Genomic DNA, 16849 nt, shown 5'->3' on the forward strand with positions numbered 1-16849 from the left:
TGAGAACGCTTAAAACGAGGCCGTCATCGCCTTGGTGTTCACCACCACCGTGGGCCGGCCCACCGCGCCTACGCTGGCACGGGCAAACTGCGCCAGCCATTGGGCATCACCCAGCAGCGGGGCGCCGGCGGCCTTGGCAACAACGACAACTTTGTCGACGATCAGCACCTTGCCGCTGGCGCGCAGCGGCTCGCAGTCCATGCGCAGAAATTCCTGGTCCAGCCAGCGGCGCCCGTCCTCGTTGGACATGGCCTCCGCACTGTCAAAGCCATGGACAAACTCTTGGCCATCCTCGAGCAGAACCCGTACTTCATTGCGCATGACAATCCCTTATTGGTGGTGCAAACGGGGCGGGCAGCGGCCGCCCCAAAGCCGCCAGCTTACACCGTTGCAGCGGCGCGCTCCTCGGTATTTGCGCGCACGCGGCGGGCCTGCACCGCGTCGGACAGCTCGGCCAAGGTCTCCAGCGAGTCGTCCCAGCCCAGACAGGCGTCGGTGATGCTCTTGCCGTACTCCAGGCTGTCCGGATCGTTCTTGCCCGGGGTGAACTTCTGCGCGCCGGCTTGCAGGTGGCTTTCAATCATCACGCCAAACACGCTGCGCGAGCCGCCTTCGATCTGCTGGGCAATATCGCGCGCCACCTCTTTTTGCTTCTCGTGCTGCTTGCTGCTGTTGGCATGGCTGCAGTCCACCATCAAGGTGGCGGGCAGGTGCGCGGCCTCCAGGTCCTTGCAGGCGGCGGCCACATGGACGGCATCGTAGTTGGGCGTCTTGCCGCCGCGCAGGATCACGTGGCAGTTGGTATTGCCCTTGGTGTGCACGATGGCGACCTGGCCGTTCTTGTGCACCGACAGGAAATGGTGCGGGCGGCTGGCCGATTGGATCGCGTCAGTGGCGATGCGGATGTTGCCATCGGTGCCGTTCTTGAAACCCACCGGCGCCGAGATGCCCGAGGCCAGCTCGCGGTGCACCTGGCTCTCCGTCGTGCGCGCGCCAATCGCGCCCCAGCTGATCAGGTCGCCAATGTACTGGGGCGAGATCATGTCCAGGAACTCGCTGCCCGCGGGCACACCCTGGCGGTTGATCTCAATCAGCAGCTGGCGCGCAATGCGCAGGCCTTCGTCGATGCGGTAGCTCTCGTCGAGGTAGGGGTCGTTGATCAGGCCCTTCCAGCCCACCGTGGTGCGGGGCTTTTCGAAGTAGACCCGCATGACGATCTCCAAGGTACCTTCGTACTGCTTGCGCACGGCCTTGAGGCGGCGGGCGTATTCCAGCGCGGCTTGCGGATCATGGATCGAGCAGGGGCCGATGATGACCAGCAGGCGGTCATCCGCGCCGGACATGATGTTGTGGATGTTTTGGCGGGTGTTGCTGATCAGCGATTCAACGGGCGTGCCGTTGATGGGGAAGAAGCGAATCAGATGCTCGGGTGGCGGCAGCACAGTAATGTCCTTGATACGTTGGTCGTCGGTTTGGCTTGTTTTCTCGACACCGCGATACCAAGCATCGCTTGTGGGTTGGGCTTGCTGAGTCATCTAAGGATCCTGAATGTGTGGGTGGTTTATGCAACAAAAAACCGCCGGGCTTTTCAGCTTCGGCGGTTGTCTGGAGGTTTAGGTGCTCGCGCGCTTTTAGACCTCTCGTCCGCCTGGGACAGAGAACCAAAAGTAAAAGGTAAAAGCGCTACGTGCTTGCATGTTTTTCAATGTACCACATCTGCGGGCGGCGCAATTCATCATTCTGTATAAAACGCACAAAAATTGCAAAAAATAAGATTTCAAAATTGAAATCACACCATTGTTTTGTCAATTTGTTTCTATACGCATTTTTATTGCGCAGCTGAGAAAGACACACTGCAGAAAGATGTCAAAAAACAAACGCCTGCGCGGCAGAAACCGCGCAGGCGTTTGGTTGATTCTGGCTGTAGCCGCCTAAGCAGCGGCTATTTGGATCGCTCAGGCCGTACCGCCCACCGTCAAACCATCGATACGCATGGTCGGCTGGCCCACGCCCACGGGCACGCTCTGGCCTTCCTTGCCACAGGTGCCCACGCCGCTGTCCAGGCGCATGTCGTTGCCGATCATGCTGACGTGCTTGAGGCACTCGGGGCCGCTGCCCACGATGGTGGCGCCCTTGACGGGGTACTGGATCTTGCCGTTCTCGACCCAATAGGCTTCGCTGGCGGAGAACACAAACTTGCCGCTGGTGATATCGACCTGGCCACCGCCAAAGTTGGTTGCATACAGGCCCTTTTGCATCGAGGCGATGATTTCCTGCGGATCCTTGTCGCCCCCCAGCATGTAGGTGTTGGTCATGCGCGGCATGGGGATGTGGGCATAGCTCTCGCGCCGGCCATTGCCGGTGGGCTTGACCTTCATCAGGCGCGCATTCATCGCATCCTGGATATAGCCCTTCAAGATGCCGTCTTCGATCAGCACATTGCGCTGGGTCGGCTGGCCCTCGTCGTCCACATTGAGCGATCCGCGGCGGTCGGCGATCGTGCCGTCGTCCAGCACCGTCACGCCCTTGGCCGCCACGCGCTGGCCGATCATGCCGCTGAAGGCGCTCGAGCCCTTGCGGTTGAAGTCGCCTTCGAGGCCATGGCCCACCGCCTCATGCAGCAGCACACCGGGCCAGCCCGGGCCCAGAACCACGGTCATCACGCCGGCTGGCGCGGGGCGCGATTCCAGGTTGACCAGTGCCGCCTTGACGGCCTCGTCCACATACTGCTGCACCAGTTCATCGTCAAAATAGGCCAGACCGAAGCGGCCACCGCCGCCGGCCGAGCCCACTTCGCGGCGGCTCTTGCTCTCGGCGATCACCGTGACCGACAGGCGCACCAGCGGGCGCACATCGGCAGCCAGGGTGCCATCGGCACGGGCGACCAGGACCACATCGTGTTCAGCGGCGAGACCTGCCATCACCTGCTTGACGCGCGGATCCTTGGCACGGGCCAGTTTCTCGACCTTTTCCAGCAAGGCGACCTTGGCGGTGCTGTCGAGCGTGGAGATCGGGTCCAGATCGGGGTAGAGCGAGCGGCTCAGCGCAATCTTCTTGGCAGGCACCTTGACCTGGCGCGACTGGCTTTGCGCCCCAATGCTGCGCACCGTATGGGCGGCATCCAACAGCGATGCCAGCGAGATGTCGTCCGAATAGGCAAAGGCCGTCTTCTCGCCGGACACCGCGCGCACGCCCACGCCCTGGTCGATCGAGAAGGAGCCCGTCTTGACGATGCCCTCTTCCAGGCTCCAGCCTTCGGCCCGGGTGTACTGGAAGTACAGGTCTGCATCGTCCACCTTGTGGGCGCGGATATCCGCCAGCGCGCGCGCCAGATGGCTGTCATCCAGACCAAAAGGCGTCAGCAGCAGGCTGCGCGCTATATCCAGTCGTTGTTCGGTAGAAGCCGCCAGCGGCTTGGCCACAGCAAGGTCAAAAGGTGCATTCATAGAGGCGATTTTAGGGCTTGCGCAATGGCCGTGGGCCCATGCGTTGATTTGCGGTGGCCAGCGGGCCAGTTGCCACCTCTCCCGTATCTGCGGCTGGCGGGGGTGTTTTCAATGGCAAAGCCTGGCCTGCACCTGTCCGCTAGAGGCGCGGCGCCTGCTCCCGCGCCAGCTGGCGCTGCGATCGGGCGACCGACATCAAGATCCCCAGCGCCAGCCCCAGGGTGACCATGGCCGTGCCCCCATAGCTGACAAAGGGCAGGGGCACACCCACCACCGGCAGGATGCCACTGACCATGCCCATGTTGACGAAGGCATAGGTGAAAAAGATCATCGCCACCGCACCGGCCATCAGACGGCCAAACAAGGTGGGCGCGCGCATCGCAATGGCCAGGCCGCGCCAGACCAGCAGCAGGAAGAAAAAGATCAGCAGCAGGTTGCCGGCCAGGCCGAACTCTTCAGAAAACGCGGCAAAGATAAAGTCGGTGGTGCGCTCAGGGATGAACTCCAGATGGGTCTGCGTGCCCGCCATAAAGCCCTTGCCCATAAAGCCGCCCGAGCCGATGGCAATCATCCCCTGGATGATGTGAAAGCCCTTGCCCAGCGGGTCGCGGGTGGGGTCGAGCAAGGTGCAGACGCGCTGGCGCTGGTACTCATGCAGCACCACCAGGTCCATACCGTCTTCGCACAGATGGTGGCCATAGATGGCGATCAGCAGCAGGCCGATGACGCCAATCAGCACCGGCGGGATGATCAGCTTCCAGGACAGGCCGGCAAAATAGATTACCGCCAGGCCCGCAGCCATCACCAGCAGCGACGTGCCCAGGTCGGGCTGCTTCATGATGAGGCCCACCGGGATGACGAGAATCGCAAACGCGACGACAAAATCGGCCGGGCGCAAGGCCCCTTCGCGGCGCTGGAACCACCAGGCCAGCATCAGCGGCATCGCAATCTTCAGCAGCTCACTGGGCTGGATGACGATGCCCAGGTTCACCCAGCGCTGCGCGCCCTTCTTCGTGATGCCAAACAGCGCCACGGCGATCAGCAACGCAACGCCCAAGCCATACAGCGGCAGCGCAAAGCTGGCCAGGCGGTGCGGCGGGATCTGCGACACCACCAGCAAGATGCCCAGCGCCAGCAGCATATTGCGGCCATGGTCGGAAAAGCGGGTGCCATGGTCAAACCCGGCGGAATACATGGCCGTCAGTCCGATGGCGGCCAGGGTGCCGATGATGAAGATCAGCGGCCAGTCATAACCGCGCAGCATCGGCATGAGACGCTGGAACAGATTCGGTTTATCAAGAACTTCGGACATGGCCGCCATTATCTCTGCTTGGCACAGAATGGCCGCCAGCGCTAGCGGTAAAGACCGGTTTTACCTGTGTCACCCGAACCAAATCAATTCAACAAAACAACTAAGGTTGTCAAGGCCTTAGCAGTGGCGGTCTGGGCGCTATCATTTGTGTATGACGACCACCCACTTGCTCTACCTGCACGGCTTTCGCTCCTCCCCCCAATCGGCCAAGGCCCAGCGCCTGCAACGCCATATCGAAGACACCCGCCCGCATGTGGTGTGGTCAGCCCCCCAACTGCCCGCCTCGCCCCGGCAAGCGGCCGATCTGCTGCTCCAAACCACCCGCAGTTGGGCTGGCCTGCCGCCCGACAGCCTGGCGGTCGTCGGCTCCTCGCTGGGCGGCTTCTACGCCAGCTGGGTGGCCCAGCAGCTGCGCTGCAAGAGCGTGATGATCAACCCCTCGACAACGCCCTGGGTCACCTTGGCGCAGCACCTGGGCGAGCAAACGGCCTGGCACAACCCGGAAGAATCCTTCTTCTTCCGCCCGGAATACCTGGACGAGCTGCAGGCACTGAACGTCAACGGCCAGCCCCCTGCCGCGGCCCAGCTGCTGATTGCCGCCATGGGCGACGAGGTGCTGCACTGGCAGGACATGGTCGCGCGCTACCCCGCCGCCCAGCTGCTGCTGGACGAGGGCAGCGACCATGCGCTGTCCAACTTCGAGAGCTATCTGCCGCAGATCGACAAGTTTCTGGGCTGGTAAAAACCAGCGCTGGCAGGCCTGCCCGCCGTGGGCCGGCCAGAGCCCCCACGCAAAAAACCCTGCGAGCGCGCCCCGGCACCATCCAGCATGGGAAAATGCCCGGCTATGTATGCACTGTTTGACGACGCTGGCAAATTTTTGGCCGGCCGTATCCTCTCCGAAGCTGAAAGCTCCGCCCAAATTGAATTGGACTCCGGAAAACGGGTCAAGGTCAAAGCAGCGAACCTGCTTCTCAAATTTGACAAGCCCACGCCTGCGGAGCTGATCGCACAGGCGCAAACCCTGTCGGCGGACATCGACCCCCAGCTTGCCTGGGAGTTTGCGCCCGAGCAGGAGTTTGGCTTTGCCGACCTGGCGCGCGACTACTTCTCGGAGAACGCCTCGATCACCGAACAGGTGGCGGCGCTCTTCACCTTGTTTGAAGCACCGCACTACTTCCGCCGCGCCGGCAAGGGCCGCTTCAAGAAGGCGCCGGCCGAGATCGTGCAGCAAGCGCTGGCCGCCATCGAGAAAAAGGCCCAGATCCAGGCCCAGATCGACGGCTGGGCGGCCGAACTCGTCAACGGCCAGTGCCCTGCGCCCGTGCAGCAGCAGCTCTACAAGATCTTGTTTCGCCCGGACAAGAACGCGCCTGAGTACAAGGCCGTGGTCGAAGCCAGCCGCAAGGCGCAGCTCGCGCCGCTGGCGCTGCTGCAACAGGCCGGCGCCATCGACTCGTCCTACCAGTTCCACTGGCAGCGCTTTTTGTTTGACAACTTCCCCAAGGGCACGGGCTTCCCGGCCGTCACCGCGCCCCTGCCGCCTGCCGATCTGCCTTTGGCCACGGTGGAGGCCTACTCCATCGACGATTCGGCCACGACCGAAATCGACGATGCGCTGTCGGTACAAGGCCTGGGCACCGGCCAGGTGATCGTCGGCGTGCACATTGCAGCACCTGGTCTCGCGATCGAGCCCGGCTCGGCGCTTGACCATCTGGGCCGCAGCCGCTACTCCACCGTCTACATGCCAGGCTACAAGGTCACGATGCTGCCCGATGAAGTGGTGCAGATCTACACCCTGGATGAGGGCCGCGCCAACCCCGCCGTCTCGCTCTACGTCACCTACGACGAAGCAACGCTGGAGGTGCTGAACAAGGAAACGCGCCTGGAGCGCGTACCGGTAGTTAGCAACTTCCGCTACGACAAGCTCGACCACATCGCCACCGAAGCCTGGCTGACCGACCCGGCACTGCAGGTCGAGGACACGCCCCAGCCGCTGCTGGACAAGCGCGACGAGCTGAGCTTTCTCTACCGCCTCTCGCGCCACCTCAAGGCCGGCCGCGAAGTGGTGCGCGGCAAGCCCGAGAATTTCAACCGCCCGGACTACAACTTCCGTCTGCAAGGCAATGGCGACCAGGTGCCCAACGGCAGCGAGACGGTGCAGATCTCCGTGCGCAAGCGCGGCGCGCCGCTCGATCTGATCGTGGCCGAGGCGGCCATCGTCGCCAACAGCAGCTGGGGCCAGCTGCTGGCCGACTATGGTGTGCCCGGCATCTACCGCAGCCAGGCCAGCCTGGCACCCGGCATCAAGGTGCGCATGTCCACCAAGGCCTTGCCGCATGCCGGCATCGGCGTCAAAAGCTATGTATGGGCCACCTCGCCGCTGCGCCGCTACACCGACCTGGTCAACCAGTGGCAGATCATCGCCTGCGCGCGCCATGGTGCCACCGCCGCGCTGGTCGCCCCATTCAAGCCCAAGGATGCGGAACTGTTCTCCATCATCAGCGGCTTTGATGCGGCCTACAGCGCCTACAACGGCTACCAGGCCGGCATGGAGCGCTACTGGACCTTGAAGTACCTGGCGCAGAACAGCATCAGTGACCTCACTGCAACAGTTATGAAGGAAGGCCCGGCAGGCAGCATGCTGGTGCGTGCAGATGAACTACCATTGGTGTTTCCGGTGCTGGGCGCGCAGAGTTTGCCGCGTGGTGCCCAGGTCCGGGTCAAGCTCGGCGAGATCGACGAGATCACGCTGGATGTGACCGGAACCGTGCTGGAGAGACTGGACGACGAACAGGCCAACCAGGCCGAGACAGAGTCGCCAGAAGATGAGGAGGAGGCTGTGGCTGGGCCCATCGCAATCGCGGTGGACATGGGCGACGGTGAGGACGCGGCGACCACAAAAACCGATTAACCCGGAACCGTGAAGTTTTTCCAATTTCTTCGATCGCTGTCCACGCTGCAACTGGCGCTGGCCGTGTCCGTGCTGGTGCACGCCGCCATCTTGAGCATCCGCTTTGTCGACCCCCAGGCCTTTGACCGGGTGTTCGAGGACACCCCGCTCGAAGTGATTCTGGTCAACGCCAAGTCCAACGACGCCCCGCCTGACAAGGCCCAGGCCGTCGCCCAGGCCAACCTGGCCGGCGGCGGCGAATCGGCCAACAGCCAGGAGCGCGCCACCAGCCCCATGCCCTACTCGGCCATCACCAACATGGGTGATGACTTTGAAGAGCGCCAGCGCCAGCTCGATGCCATGCAGACCCAGCAGATGCAGCTCTTGGCCGACCTGCGCAACCAGCTGGCCCAGTACCAGCCGCCCGATACGCGCAAGGCCAGCGCCTCGCAGGCGGAGGTCGAGCAGGAAGAAAAGCACCAGCAGCTGCTCAAGATGCTCGCCGAGATCGAAAAGCGCATCCACGAAGAAAACGCCCGCCCCAAGAAGCGCTACATCAGCCCCGCCACGCGCGAAGAGGTGTTCGCCATCTACTACGACCAGCTGCGCCGCAAGGTCGAGGACCGGGGCACCAGCAACTTCCCCGAAGCCGGTGGCCGCAAGCTCTATGGCGAGCTGGTGATGATCATGACCGTCAACCACGACGGCCGGGTGCTGGGCACCGAGGTCTACAAAAGCTCGGGCAACCAGCAGCTCGACCGCCGGGCCGAGGCCATTGCCGTCAGCAGCGGCCCCTTTGGCCACTTTGGCCCCGCGCTGCGCGCCAAGGCCGACCAGATTGCCGTCGTCTCCAAATTCCGCTTCACCCGCGAGCAGACATTGGAAACGGCCAATTTGCAGTAAAGTGGCAGGCGCTTGAGCGCCATGCTGGCGGGCCGCGTTGCGCCGCCACCGGATGCCCAGCGCATGCCCTTTTTTCTGCCATGCGCGGCCAGCGCCTTCACCGCGCAGCCGCTACGGCCCAGGCCCTTACGACCATGCCCCTTCCAGACCGCTATTGCGTGATGGGCAACCCGATTGCCCACAGCCGCTCACCCCGCATCCACACGCTGTTTGCGCAGCTGACCGACCAGGCGCTGGTCTATGAGGCCGAGCTGGTGGCGCTGGACGGTTTTGACGCGGCCCTGCGCCAGCTGGTGCAGGCCGGTACCCGGGGCATGAATGTGACCGTTCCCTTCAAGCTCGACGCCGCGCGCCTGGCCGACAGCCGCAGCGAGCGCGTGCTGCGTGCGGGCGCGGCCAACACCCTGGTGGTGGGCGCCGATGGCCGCATCCACGCCGACAACACCGATGGCCTGGGCCTGGTGGCCGATATCGTGCGCAATGCGGGGGTGGCGCTCGCCGGCCAGCGCGTGCTGCTGCTGGGTGCCGGCGGCGCCGCTGCCGGCGCGCTGGCACCGCTCATTGCCCAGGCACCGGCGCTGCTCGTGGTCTGCAACCGCACCCATGCCAAGGCCCAGGATCTGGTGGACCAGCATGCCGACCTGGCCCAGGGCTCGGCCACCCAGTTGCTGGCGCTGGAAGCGGGCACACTCGAAGGCCGCTTCGATGTGGTGATCAACGCCACCGCCAGCAGCCTGCAAGGCGCGGCCATCCCAGTGCCCGGCGCGTTGCTGCGCCCCGGCGCGCTGGCCTACGACATGATGTACGGCCCCGCCGCCCAGCCCTTTTTGCAGTGGGCCGCGCAGCACGGCGCCCAGGGCCGCGATGGCCTGGGCATGCTGGTCGAGCAAGCGGCCGAGGCCTTTGCGCTGTGGCGCGGCGTGCGCCCCCCCTCCCTGCCGGTGCTGGCGCAGCTGCGCAGCGAACTGGCCGCCCACTGAGCGCAGGCGCCGATGGTTCCCAGCCCTCTCCCCGCCTTAGCCCGCAGGCCCCGCCGATGAAAGCGATTGCGCGCTGGATCGGCTGGGCACTGCTGCTGGGCATCGCGCTGCAGCTGTTCTTTGTCGCCCGCATTGCGATGATGGCCAGTGTGGACCCGGCCTCCACCGCCTTTGAGCGCAGCGAAGCCTGGCGCCAGCTGCGCCAGGATGGGCGCTTGCACTGGCGCCAGCAATGGCAGCCCTTGTCGCAGATATCGGTCAACCTGCAGCGCGCGGTGATCGCCTCCGAGGACGACGACTTTGTCAACCACGATGGCGTGCTCTGGGATGCGATTGAAAAGGCCCGCGCGCGCAATGCCAAGGCCATCGAGCGCGCCGAGCAGCGCAGGGAAAAGGCCCTGGCACGCGCCCAGGCCCAGGCCGAGCGGCGTGGCGAGGCCTTTGACCCCAGCGCAGTGCAAGCCGGCCCGCCCGCCAGGATCATGGGCGGCTCCACCATTACCCAGCAGCTGGCCAAGAACCTGCTGCTGTCGTCGGAGCGCAGCCTGCTGCGCAAAGGCCAGGAGCTGCTGCTGACCTACACCCTGGAGTTCCTGCTGAGCAAGCAGCGCATTCTGGAGCTGTACCTCAACCATGCCGAATGGGGAGACGGCGTGTTTGGCGCCGAGGCCGCCGCCCAGCGCTACTTTGGCAAACCGGCCGCCCAGCTGAGCGCCTATGAAGCAGCGCGCCTGGCCGTCATGCTGCCCAACCCCAAGGGTGCCGACAAGAACCCCAACTCCGCCTACCTCAACCGCCGCAGCGCCACCATCGCAGCACGTATGCGCTATGCTGAGCTTCCCTGACAGGCGCCTTCGCGCCCACCCCTTTTGAGACGCATGAGAATCCTTGGCATCGACCCTGGCTTGCAGACCACCGGCTTTGGCGTCATCGACGTCGATGGCCAGCGCCTGTCCTATGTGGCCAGCGGCACCATCCGCACCACCACGCTGAACCTGGGCGACCTGCCCGGCCGCCTGAAGATGATCTTTGACGGTATCTGCGAAGTCAGCCAACGCTACCAGCCCGACATGGCCTCGGTGGAAATCGTGTTCGTCAACGTCAACCCCCAGTCCACCCTGCTGCTGGGCCAGGCCCGGGGCTGCGCGCTGACGGCGCTGGTGTCGCAGAACCTGCCGGTTGCCGAGTACACCGCGCTGCAGATGAAAAAAGCCGTGGTCGGCCATGGGCGCGCTGCCAAGAACCAGATCCAGGAGATGGTGCGCCGCCTGCTGCAGCTGCCCGGCCTGCCCGGCACCGATGCAGCCGATGCGCTGGGCCTGGCGATCACCCATGCCCATGCCGGCCTGGCAATGGCACGCATGGCCGAGGCCAGCCCCTTGCAACGCCGCCAGCACGCGATGTACAAGGCCGGGCGCAGCTACTAGGCAAGCACCCACCGGGTGCCTCTGCGGCCTGGTGAACCACTCCGCCTGCAGCGCGCAGGCAAAAAAAAACCTGTGCATCGCTAGCGTGCACAGGTCTGGCCGGCTACAGGCTCCTTATGCGTGGATCCGTGCGCTCCGTGAAGCAGCGCTCGGCATAAGGTGCAACCACCAAAGTAAGCTTTGGAGCGTGGCGCCACACAAAGGTTCGTTGTGGGCACCATGCAAACCCTCAATTATCGCGACTTCGCGGCGGCTCAATAACCATTGATGACAATATTGGCGATCAGGCCGGTGCCAATGGCGATCAGCAGGTAGTCACCGCCGTACTGGATCCATTGGTAGCCCCGGGGTGGAGCGCTGAGGCGGTGGCCGCGCCAGTCGCCCACCACATAGCTGTAGCCACGGTAAGGTGCGGGCACATAGCCGCCCCGGTACCAGTCATTGCGCGGGCCGATGCCACGGCCCCGGTCTGGCACGACCACGACACGGGGAGGTGGGCGGTGGTCATGGCGGTAATCACGGCGCTGCTGCTCGCGGTAGCGGCGGTCCCGCTCGCGTTCACGCTCCCAGCGGCGGTGGTCGGCATGGTCGCGCCGGTCATCGCGCTGGTAATGGCGGTCACCATGGCGTCCATCGGGCTGGGCCTGTGCAGGCGCGCTAAAAGCCAGGGCGCCGGCCAATGCCAGGGCCAGGCTGCCCATGCCGGCCAGACGGCTAAAACGGCTTCGGTGCTTGTTCATGACGGAATCCTTTCTGATGAACCAGCGGCTGCTGGTGCGAGCGGCAAGCATGCCCCCATGCAGATTTAACGCCTGTCGGCGCGCCATCGTTTACCCAAGGCCGGTGCTGCGCACCGGTATGTGTCATTTGTAAAGTTGGGAAGGAGGCGGCAAAGCCGCATGGGCAGAGGGCTGGGGCCGGTGTTGGCCCGCCCGGGGCAAGCCTGGGTTTACCGCACTTTACCTGTCGCGCGGCCTGCCCCAGGCCGGTCTGGCTCAGACCATGCGGCCGACAAAGAGCACCGCAAAGAAGGCCAGGCCCGCGACCACGGTCCATTTGACCAGCAGCAGGGACCACTGGCGGTAGCGGCGCTGGCCGGTGCCCAGGTAAAAGCAAAAGCTGAGGGCTGCCATCAGCACCAGCAGCATGAAGATCCAGCGAAACAGCAGCATCCGTGCAGCCCAGACTTACCAGGCCAGCGCAGACTGCGCAAAGCCCTGCGGGGCTTCGCGCACATGGTCAAAGGTGACGATGTCCCAGGCATCCTGGCGCTGCATCAGCTCGCGCAGCAGCAGGTTGTTGAGGCCATGGCCCGAGCGGAACGCGCTGTAGGCGGCCAGCAAGGGATAGCCCACGATGTAGAGGTCACCGATGGCATCGAGGATCTTGTGTTTGACGAACTCGTCGTCATAGCGCAAGCCGTCGCTGTTGAGCACCTTGTAGTCGTCCATGACGATGGCGTTGTCCAGACCACCACCCAATGCCAGGCCGTTGGAGCGCAGCATTTCCACATCCTTGGTAAAGCCAAAGGTGCGGGCGCGGGCGATATCGCGGCTGTAGTTGCCGATGCCCAGGTCGAACTCATAGGTCTGGCCGGTGGAATCCACCGCCGGGTGCGAGAAGTCGATCTCGAAACGCAGCTTGTAGCCATGGTAGGGGTCCAGGCGCGCCCACTTTTGCGCAGCGCCCTCGCCCTGGCGGATTTCGACCGGCTTGGTCAGGCGCAAAAAGCGCTTAGGCGCGTTTTGCAGCTCGATACCGGCGCTCTGCAGCAAAAACACAAAGGAGGCCGACGATCCGTCGAGAATCGGGATTTCCTCGGCCGTCACGTCGATATAGAGGTTGTCGATGCCCAGGCCGGCGCAGGCCGACATCACATGCTCCACCGTATGGATGCGCACATCACCCTTGCCCAGGGTCGAGGCCATGCGGGTGTCCACCACCGCTTCGGCGTTGACGGGGATATCGACCGGCTCGGGCAGGTCCACCCGGCGAAACACAATGCCCGTATTGGGTTGTGCAGGGCGCAAGGTGAGCTCGACCCGCTGGCCGCTGTGCAGGCCCACGCCCACGGCACGGGTTAAAGACTTGATGGTTCGTTGCTGGAGCATAACTCGTTGATTTTACGCCGTACGCCCGCTTGGGACGCGCAAAAATGCCAATCACCCAGATAGTGCAAGCCTTGTAGGACAAACACTTGCCTTGCCGGCCAATCTGTGCACAAAGCCGCTACCCCCGTGCTTGCACGGACAGCGGACGGGACAACGAACAACCACGCAGCCCTCTAATAACAACGCGCTGAACCCCTGAAAGGTTTCAGCGCGTTGTCTTCAAAGCCCGGTCCATCCCAGAGGCTGGACTGGCTTCAACGAAAGCCCCGCAAGGCGATCAGTCCGCCTGCTTGCGCAGGAAGGCGGGGATCTCCAGGTCTTCCATGCCGCTCGAAGACATCGCATCGACGCGGGCCGAAGCCGCATTGCGGCCAGTGCGCCAGACCGAGGGGGTCTTCTTGTCGGCAAAGTCGTTGGCAAAGGCATTGCCCATGGGCACTGCGTTTTGCACACCCAGACCCGAGACGGGGCTGTTGACCGACTGGGGAGTGTAGGCGATGTCGTCGGTACCGGTACGCAGACCTGCGCTGCCCTGGATCACCGAGATGGGCTGGCGCTTGGCCACGGGACGGGACAGGCCGGTGGCCAGCACGGTCACGCGGATCTCGTCGCCCAGCGTCTCGTCATAGGCCGCGCCGAAGATGACATGCGACTCTGGCGAGGCGTAGGCATTGATGGTGCTCATCGCCTGGCGCGATTCGGCCAGCTTGAGGCTGCCCTTGGTCGCGGTGACCAGCACCAGGATGCCCTTGGCGCCCGACAGGTCGATGCCTTCCAGCAGCGGGCAAGCGACGGCTTGTTCCGCAGCGATGCGTGCACGGTCCGGGCCGCTGGCCGTTGCCGTACCCATCATCGCCTTGCCGGGCTCGCTCATCACGGTCTTCACGTCGGCAAAGTCGACGTTGATGTAGCCGTGGTCGTTGATGATCTCGGAGATACCACCGACCGCGTTCTTCAGCACATCGTTGGCATGGGCGAAGGCCTGGTCCTGGGTGATGTCGTCGCCCAGCACATCGAGCAGCTTCTCGTTGAGCACCACGATCAGCGAGTCGACATTCGCTTCGAGCTCGCTCAGGCCGCCATCGGCGTTGGACATGCGGCGCTTGCCTTCCCATTCGAAAGGCTTGGTCACCACGCCCACGGTCAGGATGCCCATTTCCTTGGCGACGCGAGCGATCACGGGGGCAGCACCGGTACCGGTGCCACCACCCATGCCGGCGGTGATGAACAGCATGTGCGAGCCCACGATCGCAGCGCGGATGTCCTCGATCGCGGATTCGGCAGCCTCGCGGCCGTTCTCAGGCTTGCTGCCCGCGCCCAGGCCGGTCTCTCCCAGCTGGATCACGCGGTGGGCATGGCAACGCTCCAGCGCTTGCGCATCGGTGTTGGCCGAAATGAATTCGACACCTTGCACGCTGTTGGCGATCATGTGCTCGACCGCATTGCCACCACCGCCACCGACGCCGATCACCTTGATCTGGGTGCCTTGGTTGAATGTGTTGCCTTCATACATTTCGATGGTCATTGCCTGCTCCTCTCGCTCTCGCGTCAACATGAGAAAAATGGGTTACGAATAATTCACTCTTTAATGAACAATGGATTGCTGGTGGCCCTTTAGGTCTCCAAGGGTCATACCCTTTGAGCCTTGAAGGGCTGCTTTGCGCCAGCCAACAAGTGGTGTCATGCATGGTTAAAAGTTCCCCACAATAAAGTCCTTCAAACGCCCAAATGCCGATTTCACCGAACCGGACTTCTGGGCCACCTTGTAGCCACGCATGCGGGCCATGCGGGCCTCTTCCAGCAGGCCCATGACGGTGGCAGCACGGGGCTGCGCAACCATCTCGGCCAGGGTGCCGGAATACTTGGGAATGCCGCGTCGCACGGGCTTGAGGAAGATGTCTTCCCCCAGCTCCACCATGCCCGGCATCACCGCGCTGCCGCCCGTCAGCACAATGCCCGACGACAGCACCTCCTCATAACCAGACTCGCGGATGACTTGCTGCACCAGCGAGAAAATTTCTTCGACGCGTGGCTCGATCACGCCGGCCAGCGCCTGCTTGCTCAACAGGCGCGGGCCCCGGTCACCCAGACCGGGCACATCGACCTGCGTGTCGGGATCGGCCAGCAGCTGCTTGGCGCAGCCGCTCTCGACCTTGATGTCCTCGGCGTCCTTGGTCGGCGTGCGCAGCGCCATCGCGATGTCGCTGGTGATCAGGTCACCAGCAATCGGGATCACCGCCGTGTGGCGGATCGCGCCACCGGTGAAGATCGACACATCGGTCGTGCCCGCGCCGATATCGACCACGCACACGCCCAGCTCGCGCTCGTCATCGGTCAGCACCGCCTGGCTGGAGGCGAGCGGGTTGAGCAGCAGCTGCTCGACTTCCAGCCCGCAGCGGCGCACGCATTTGATGATGTTCTCGGCCGCGCTTTGTGCCCCGGTCACGATATGGATCTTGGACTCCAGGCGCAGACCGCTCATGCCGATGGGCTCGCGCACATCCTGGCCGTCGATCGCAAACTCCTGGGGCTCGACCAGCAGCAGGCGCTGGTCCGACGGGATGTTGATCGCCTTGGCAGTGTCCAGCACGCGCGCCACATCGGCGGCCGAGACTTCCTTGTCCTTGACCGCCACCATGCCGCTGGAATTGATGCCGCGGATATGGCTGCCGGTGATGCCGGTGTAGACGCGCTGGATGTTCAGGTCGGCCATCAGCTCGGCCTCCTTGAGCGCCTGCTGGATGCTCTGCACCGTCGCATCGATGTTCACCACCACACCGCGCTTGAGCCCGTTGCTGGGCGCCACGCCCAGCCCTGCCAGCTTGAGCTCGCCATTGCCCAGCACCTCGGCGACGACCACCATGATCTTGGCGGTGCCGATGTCCAGGCCGACGACCACGTCTTTGCTATCTCGCGCCATAGTCAGTAGCCCTCGCTGATCAAGTGATTGGTATGGTTCATGTTTCGCATCTCTGTGTTTTATTTTTTGACTGGCGCCCGGCCCGCTGCCGAGGTGCCCGTGGTCACCCCTTGCATGCGCACCGCATAGCCCCCGGCATGGCGCAGATCCGCCGACGTCAGCGATGCCACGCTGCGTCTGTAGGTACCGGTGACTTCAGGCAAAGATTCAACAAATTTACGTACCCGCTCGCTCAGGACATCCTCCCGGCCCTGGCCCATCTCGATGACTGCACCCGACTGCAAGGTGGCCTTCCAGCTGCCGCTGTTCGACTCGGCCAGCGCCACCAGCGCGTTGTCGAGCTTGGCGTAGATGGGCGCGAGCGCGCGGAACATAGCCAGCACCTCTTGCGAGCGCCCAGCCGGGCCCGACAGGTGCGGCAGGTGCAGCAGATCGGGGTCGGCCGAGTCGCCTTCAAACATCTGGCCTTCGCTGTTGAGCAGGCGGGACTCGCCCTCCGCGCCCCAGATCGCCGTCGCATCCTGCTCGGTGATCGTCACCGCCAAGGTGCTGGGGAACTCGCGCTTGATGCGCGCCTGGCGCACCCAGGGCGCCTGCTCGAAGATCCGGCGCGTCTCATCGAGGTCCATCGTGAAGAAGTTGCCCTTCAAGGACGGCATCACATTGGCCTGCAGCGACACGGCGCTGTTGTGTTCGAGCTCGCCCTGCACCACGATGCGCGCAATGCTCAGCGCCGGATGGTGGATGGCCCAGCGCACCCCAGCCAGCACCAGCAACGCGCCGCAGCCGAGGAACAATGCCGTGGCCAGCATGTTCATCAGCTTGACGTCGAAGGGGACTGGCATGGTCTGCTCCAT

16 protein-coding genes are annotated in these 16849 nt (G+C 63.9%); 6 read left to right on the forward strand and 10 right to left on the reverse strand.

Annotated features, from left to right (window positions below; translation table 11 throughout):
- Window positions 1–9 precede the first annotated feature (9 nt).
- The 4 genes from WH367_RS02550 to rodA all read right to left on the reverse strand — a co-directional run bounded on the left by WH367_RS02550 (window position 10) and on the right by rodA (window position 4758).
- Window positions 10–321: a hypothetical protein gene (locus tag WH367_RS02550; RefSeq protein WP_021027764.1), complete on the reverse strand. Its 312-nt coding sequence runs from the start codon at window positions 319–321 to the stop codon at window positions 10–12.
- A gap of 59 nt (window positions 322–380) precedes the next feature.
- Entirely contained in the window at window positions 381–1535 is a 1155-nt protein-coding gene (locus WH367_RS02555) for a 3-deoxy-7-phosphoheptulonate synthase (protein ID WP_027011094.1), read from the reverse strand.
- Window positions 1536–1955: 420 nt separating this feature from the next.
- Window positions 1956–3446, reverse strand: a complete 1491-nt coding sequence (tldD, locus tag WH367_RS02560) for a metalloprotease TldD (protein ID WP_021027762.1) — start codon at window positions 3444–3446, stop codon at window positions 1956–1958.
- Window positions 3447–3585: 139 nt separating this feature from the next.
- Complete coding sequence (gene rodA / locus WH367_RS02565) at window positions 3586–4758, reverse strand: rod shape-determining protein RodA (protein ID WP_339534046.1); 1173 nt, start codon at window positions 4756–4758, stop codon at window positions 3586–3588.
- A gap of 151 nt (window positions 4759–4909) precedes the next feature.
- Between rodA and WH367_RS02570 the strand changes: the two genes are divergently transcribed.
- From WH367_RS02570 to ruvC, 6 genes are all read left to right on the forward strand, one after another.
- Window positions 4910–5500 carry a YqiA/YcfP family alpha/beta fold hydrolase gene (locus WH367_RS02570; protein ID WP_339534048.1) on the forward strand — a complete coding sequence of 197 codons (591 nt, stop codon included), beginning with the start codon at window positions 4910–4912 and terminating at the stop codon, window positions 5498–5500.
- A gap of 105 nt (window positions 5501–5605) precedes the next feature.
- Window positions 5606–7672, forward strand: a complete 2067-nt coding sequence (locus tag WH367_RS02575) for a ribonuclease catalytic domain-containing protein (RefSeq protein WP_339534050.1) — start codon at window positions 5606–5608, stop codon at window positions 7670–7672.
- 9 nt (window positions 7673–7681) lie between these two features.
- On the forward strand, window positions 7682–8554 hold the full coding sequence (locus WH367_RS02580) for an energy transducer TonB (protein WP_339519719.1): 873 nt from the start codon (window positions 7682–7684) through the stop codon (window positions 8552–8554).
- Between the two features lie 134 nt (window positions 8555–8688).
- Window positions 8689–9534 (forward strand): shikimate dehydrogenase, encoded by an 846-nt coding sequence (gene aroE / locus WH367_RS02585; protein WP_339534051.1) that lies wholly within the window; start codon window positions 8689–8691, stop codon window positions 9532–9534.
- A gap of 56 nt (window positions 9535–9590) precedes the next feature.
- A complete protein-coding gene (locus WH367_RS02590) occupies window positions 9591–10379 on the forward strand; it encodes a transglycosylase domain-containing protein (protein WP_339534052.1) in 789 nt (262 codons plus the stop codon).
- Window positions 10380–10412: 33 nt separating this feature from the next.
- A complete protein-coding gene (gene ruvC / locus WH367_RS02595; protein ID WP_182343568.1) occupies window positions 10413–10961 on the forward strand; it encodes a crossover junction endodeoxyribonuclease RuvC in 549 nt (182 codons plus the stop codon).
- A gap of 254 nt (window positions 10962–11215) precedes the next feature.
- Here ruvC and WH367_RS02600 read toward each other — a convergent pair whose 3' ends face one another.
- The 6 genes from WH367_RS02600 to WH367_RS02625 all read right to left on the reverse strand — a co-directional run bounded on the left by WH367_RS02600 (window position 11216) and on the right by WH367_RS02625 (window position 16837).
- Window positions 11216–11701 (reverse strand): RcnB family protein, encoded by a 486-nt coding sequence (locus tag WH367_RS02600; protein WP_021026174.1) that lies wholly within the window; start codon window positions 11699–11701, stop codon window positions 11216–11218.
- Window positions 11702–11956: 255 nt separating this feature from the next.
- Entirely contained in the window at window positions 11957–12133 is a 177-nt protein-coding gene (locus WH367_RS02605; protein WP_021026173.1) for a hypothetical protein, read from the reverse strand.
- 15 nt (window positions 12134–12148) lie between these two features.
- Window positions 12149–13072, reverse strand: coding sequence for a UDP-3-O-acyl-N-acetylglucosamine deacetylase (gene lpxC, locus WH367_RS02610; protein ID WP_021026172.1), 924 nt, complete (start codon window positions 13070–13072; stop codon window positions 12149–12151).
- Between the two features lie 277 nt (window positions 13073–13349).
- Entirely contained in the window at window positions 13350–14597 is a 1248-nt protein-coding gene (ftsZ, locus tag WH367_RS02615; protein WP_021026171.1) for a cell division protein FtsZ, read from the reverse strand.
- Between the two features lie 165 nt (window positions 14598–14762).
- The gene (gene ftsA, locus WH367_RS02620) at window positions 14763–15992 is read right to left on the reverse strand and encodes a cell division protein FtsA (RefSeq protein ID WP_021026170.1); all 1230 of its coding nucleotides are present in this window, start codon (window positions 15990–15992) and stop codon (window positions 14763–14765) included.
- A gap of 59 nt (window positions 15993–16051) precedes the next feature.
- A complete protein-coding gene (locus tag WH367_RS02625) occupies window positions 16052–16837 on the reverse strand; it encodes a cell division protein FtsQ/DivIB (protein WP_232539438.1) in 786 nt (261 codons plus the stop codon).
- Window positions 16838–16849: the final 12 nt, after the last annotated feature.

It is taken from the genome of Comamonas sp. MYb21 (assembly GCF_037479395.1).
GTDB lineage: Bacteria > Pseudomonadota > Gammaproteobacteria > Burkholderiales > Burkholderiaceae_C > Comamonas.

What these genes read in the sequence shown, in the direction of transcription:
- WH367_RS02550 (WP_021027764.1), bottom strand. Translation starts at nt 321, where the DNA reads ATGCGCAATGAAGTACGGGTTCTGCTCGAGGATGGCCAAGAGTTTGTC.
- WH367_RS02555 (WP_027011094.1), bottom strand. Translation starts at nt 1,535, where the DNA reads ATGACTCAGCAAGCCCAACCCACAAGCGATGCTTGGTATCGCGGTGTC.
- tldD (WP_021027762.1), bottom strand. Translation starts at nt 3,446, where the DNA reads ATGAATGCACCTTTTGACCTTGCTGTGGCCAAGCCGCTGGCGGCTTCT.
- rodA (WP_339534046.1), bottom strand. Translation starts at nt 4,758, where the DNA reads ATGTCCGAAGTTCTTGATAAACCGAATCTGTTCCAGCGTCTCATGCCG.
- WH367_RS02570 (WP_339534048.1), top strand. Translation starts at nt 4,910, where the DNA reads ATGACGACCACCCACTTGCTCTACCTGCACGGCTTTCGCTCCTCCCCC.
- WH367_RS02575 (WP_339534050.1), top strand. Translation starts at nt 5,606, where the DNA reads ATGTATGCACTGTTTGACGACGCTGGCAAATTTTTGGCCGGCCGTATC.
- aroE (WP_339534051.1), top strand. Translation starts at nt 8,689, where the DNA reads ATGCCCCTTCCAGACCGCTATTGCGTGATGGGCAACCCGATTGCCCAC.
- WH367_RS02590 (WP_339534052.1), top strand. Translation starts at nt 9,591, where the DNA reads ATGAAAGCGATTGCGCGCTGGATCGGCTGGGCACTGCTGCTGGGCATC.
- ruvC (WP_182343568.1), top strand. Translation starts at nt 10,413, where the DNA reads ATGAGAATCCTTGGCATCGACCCTGGCTTGCAGACCACCGGCTTTGGC.
- WH367_RS02600 (WP_021026174.1), bottom strand. Translation starts at nt 11,701, where the DNA reads ATGAACAAGCACCGAAGCCGTTTTAGCCGTCTGGCCGGCATGGGCAGC.
- WH367_RS02605 (WP_021026173.1), bottom strand. Translation starts at nt 12,133, where the DNA reads ATGCTGCTGTTTCGCTGGATCTTCATGCTGCTGGTGCTGATGGCAGCC.
- lpxC (WP_021026172.1), bottom strand. Translation starts at nt 13,072, where the DNA reads ATGCTCCAGCAACGAACCATCAAGTCTTTAACCCGTGCCGTGGGCGTG.
- ftsZ (WP_021026171.1), bottom strand. Translation starts at nt 14,597, where the DNA reads ATGACCATCGAAATGTATGAAGGCAACACATTCAACCAAGGCACCCAG.
- ftsA (WP_021026170.1), bottom strand. Translation starts at nt 15,992, where the DNA reads ATGGCGCGAGATAGCAAAGACGTGGTCGTCGGCCTGGACATCGGCACC.
- WH367_RS02625 (WP_232539438.1), bottom strand. Translation starts at nt 16,837, where the DNA reads ATGCCAGTCCCCTTCGACGTCAAGCTGATGAACATGCTGGCCACGGCA.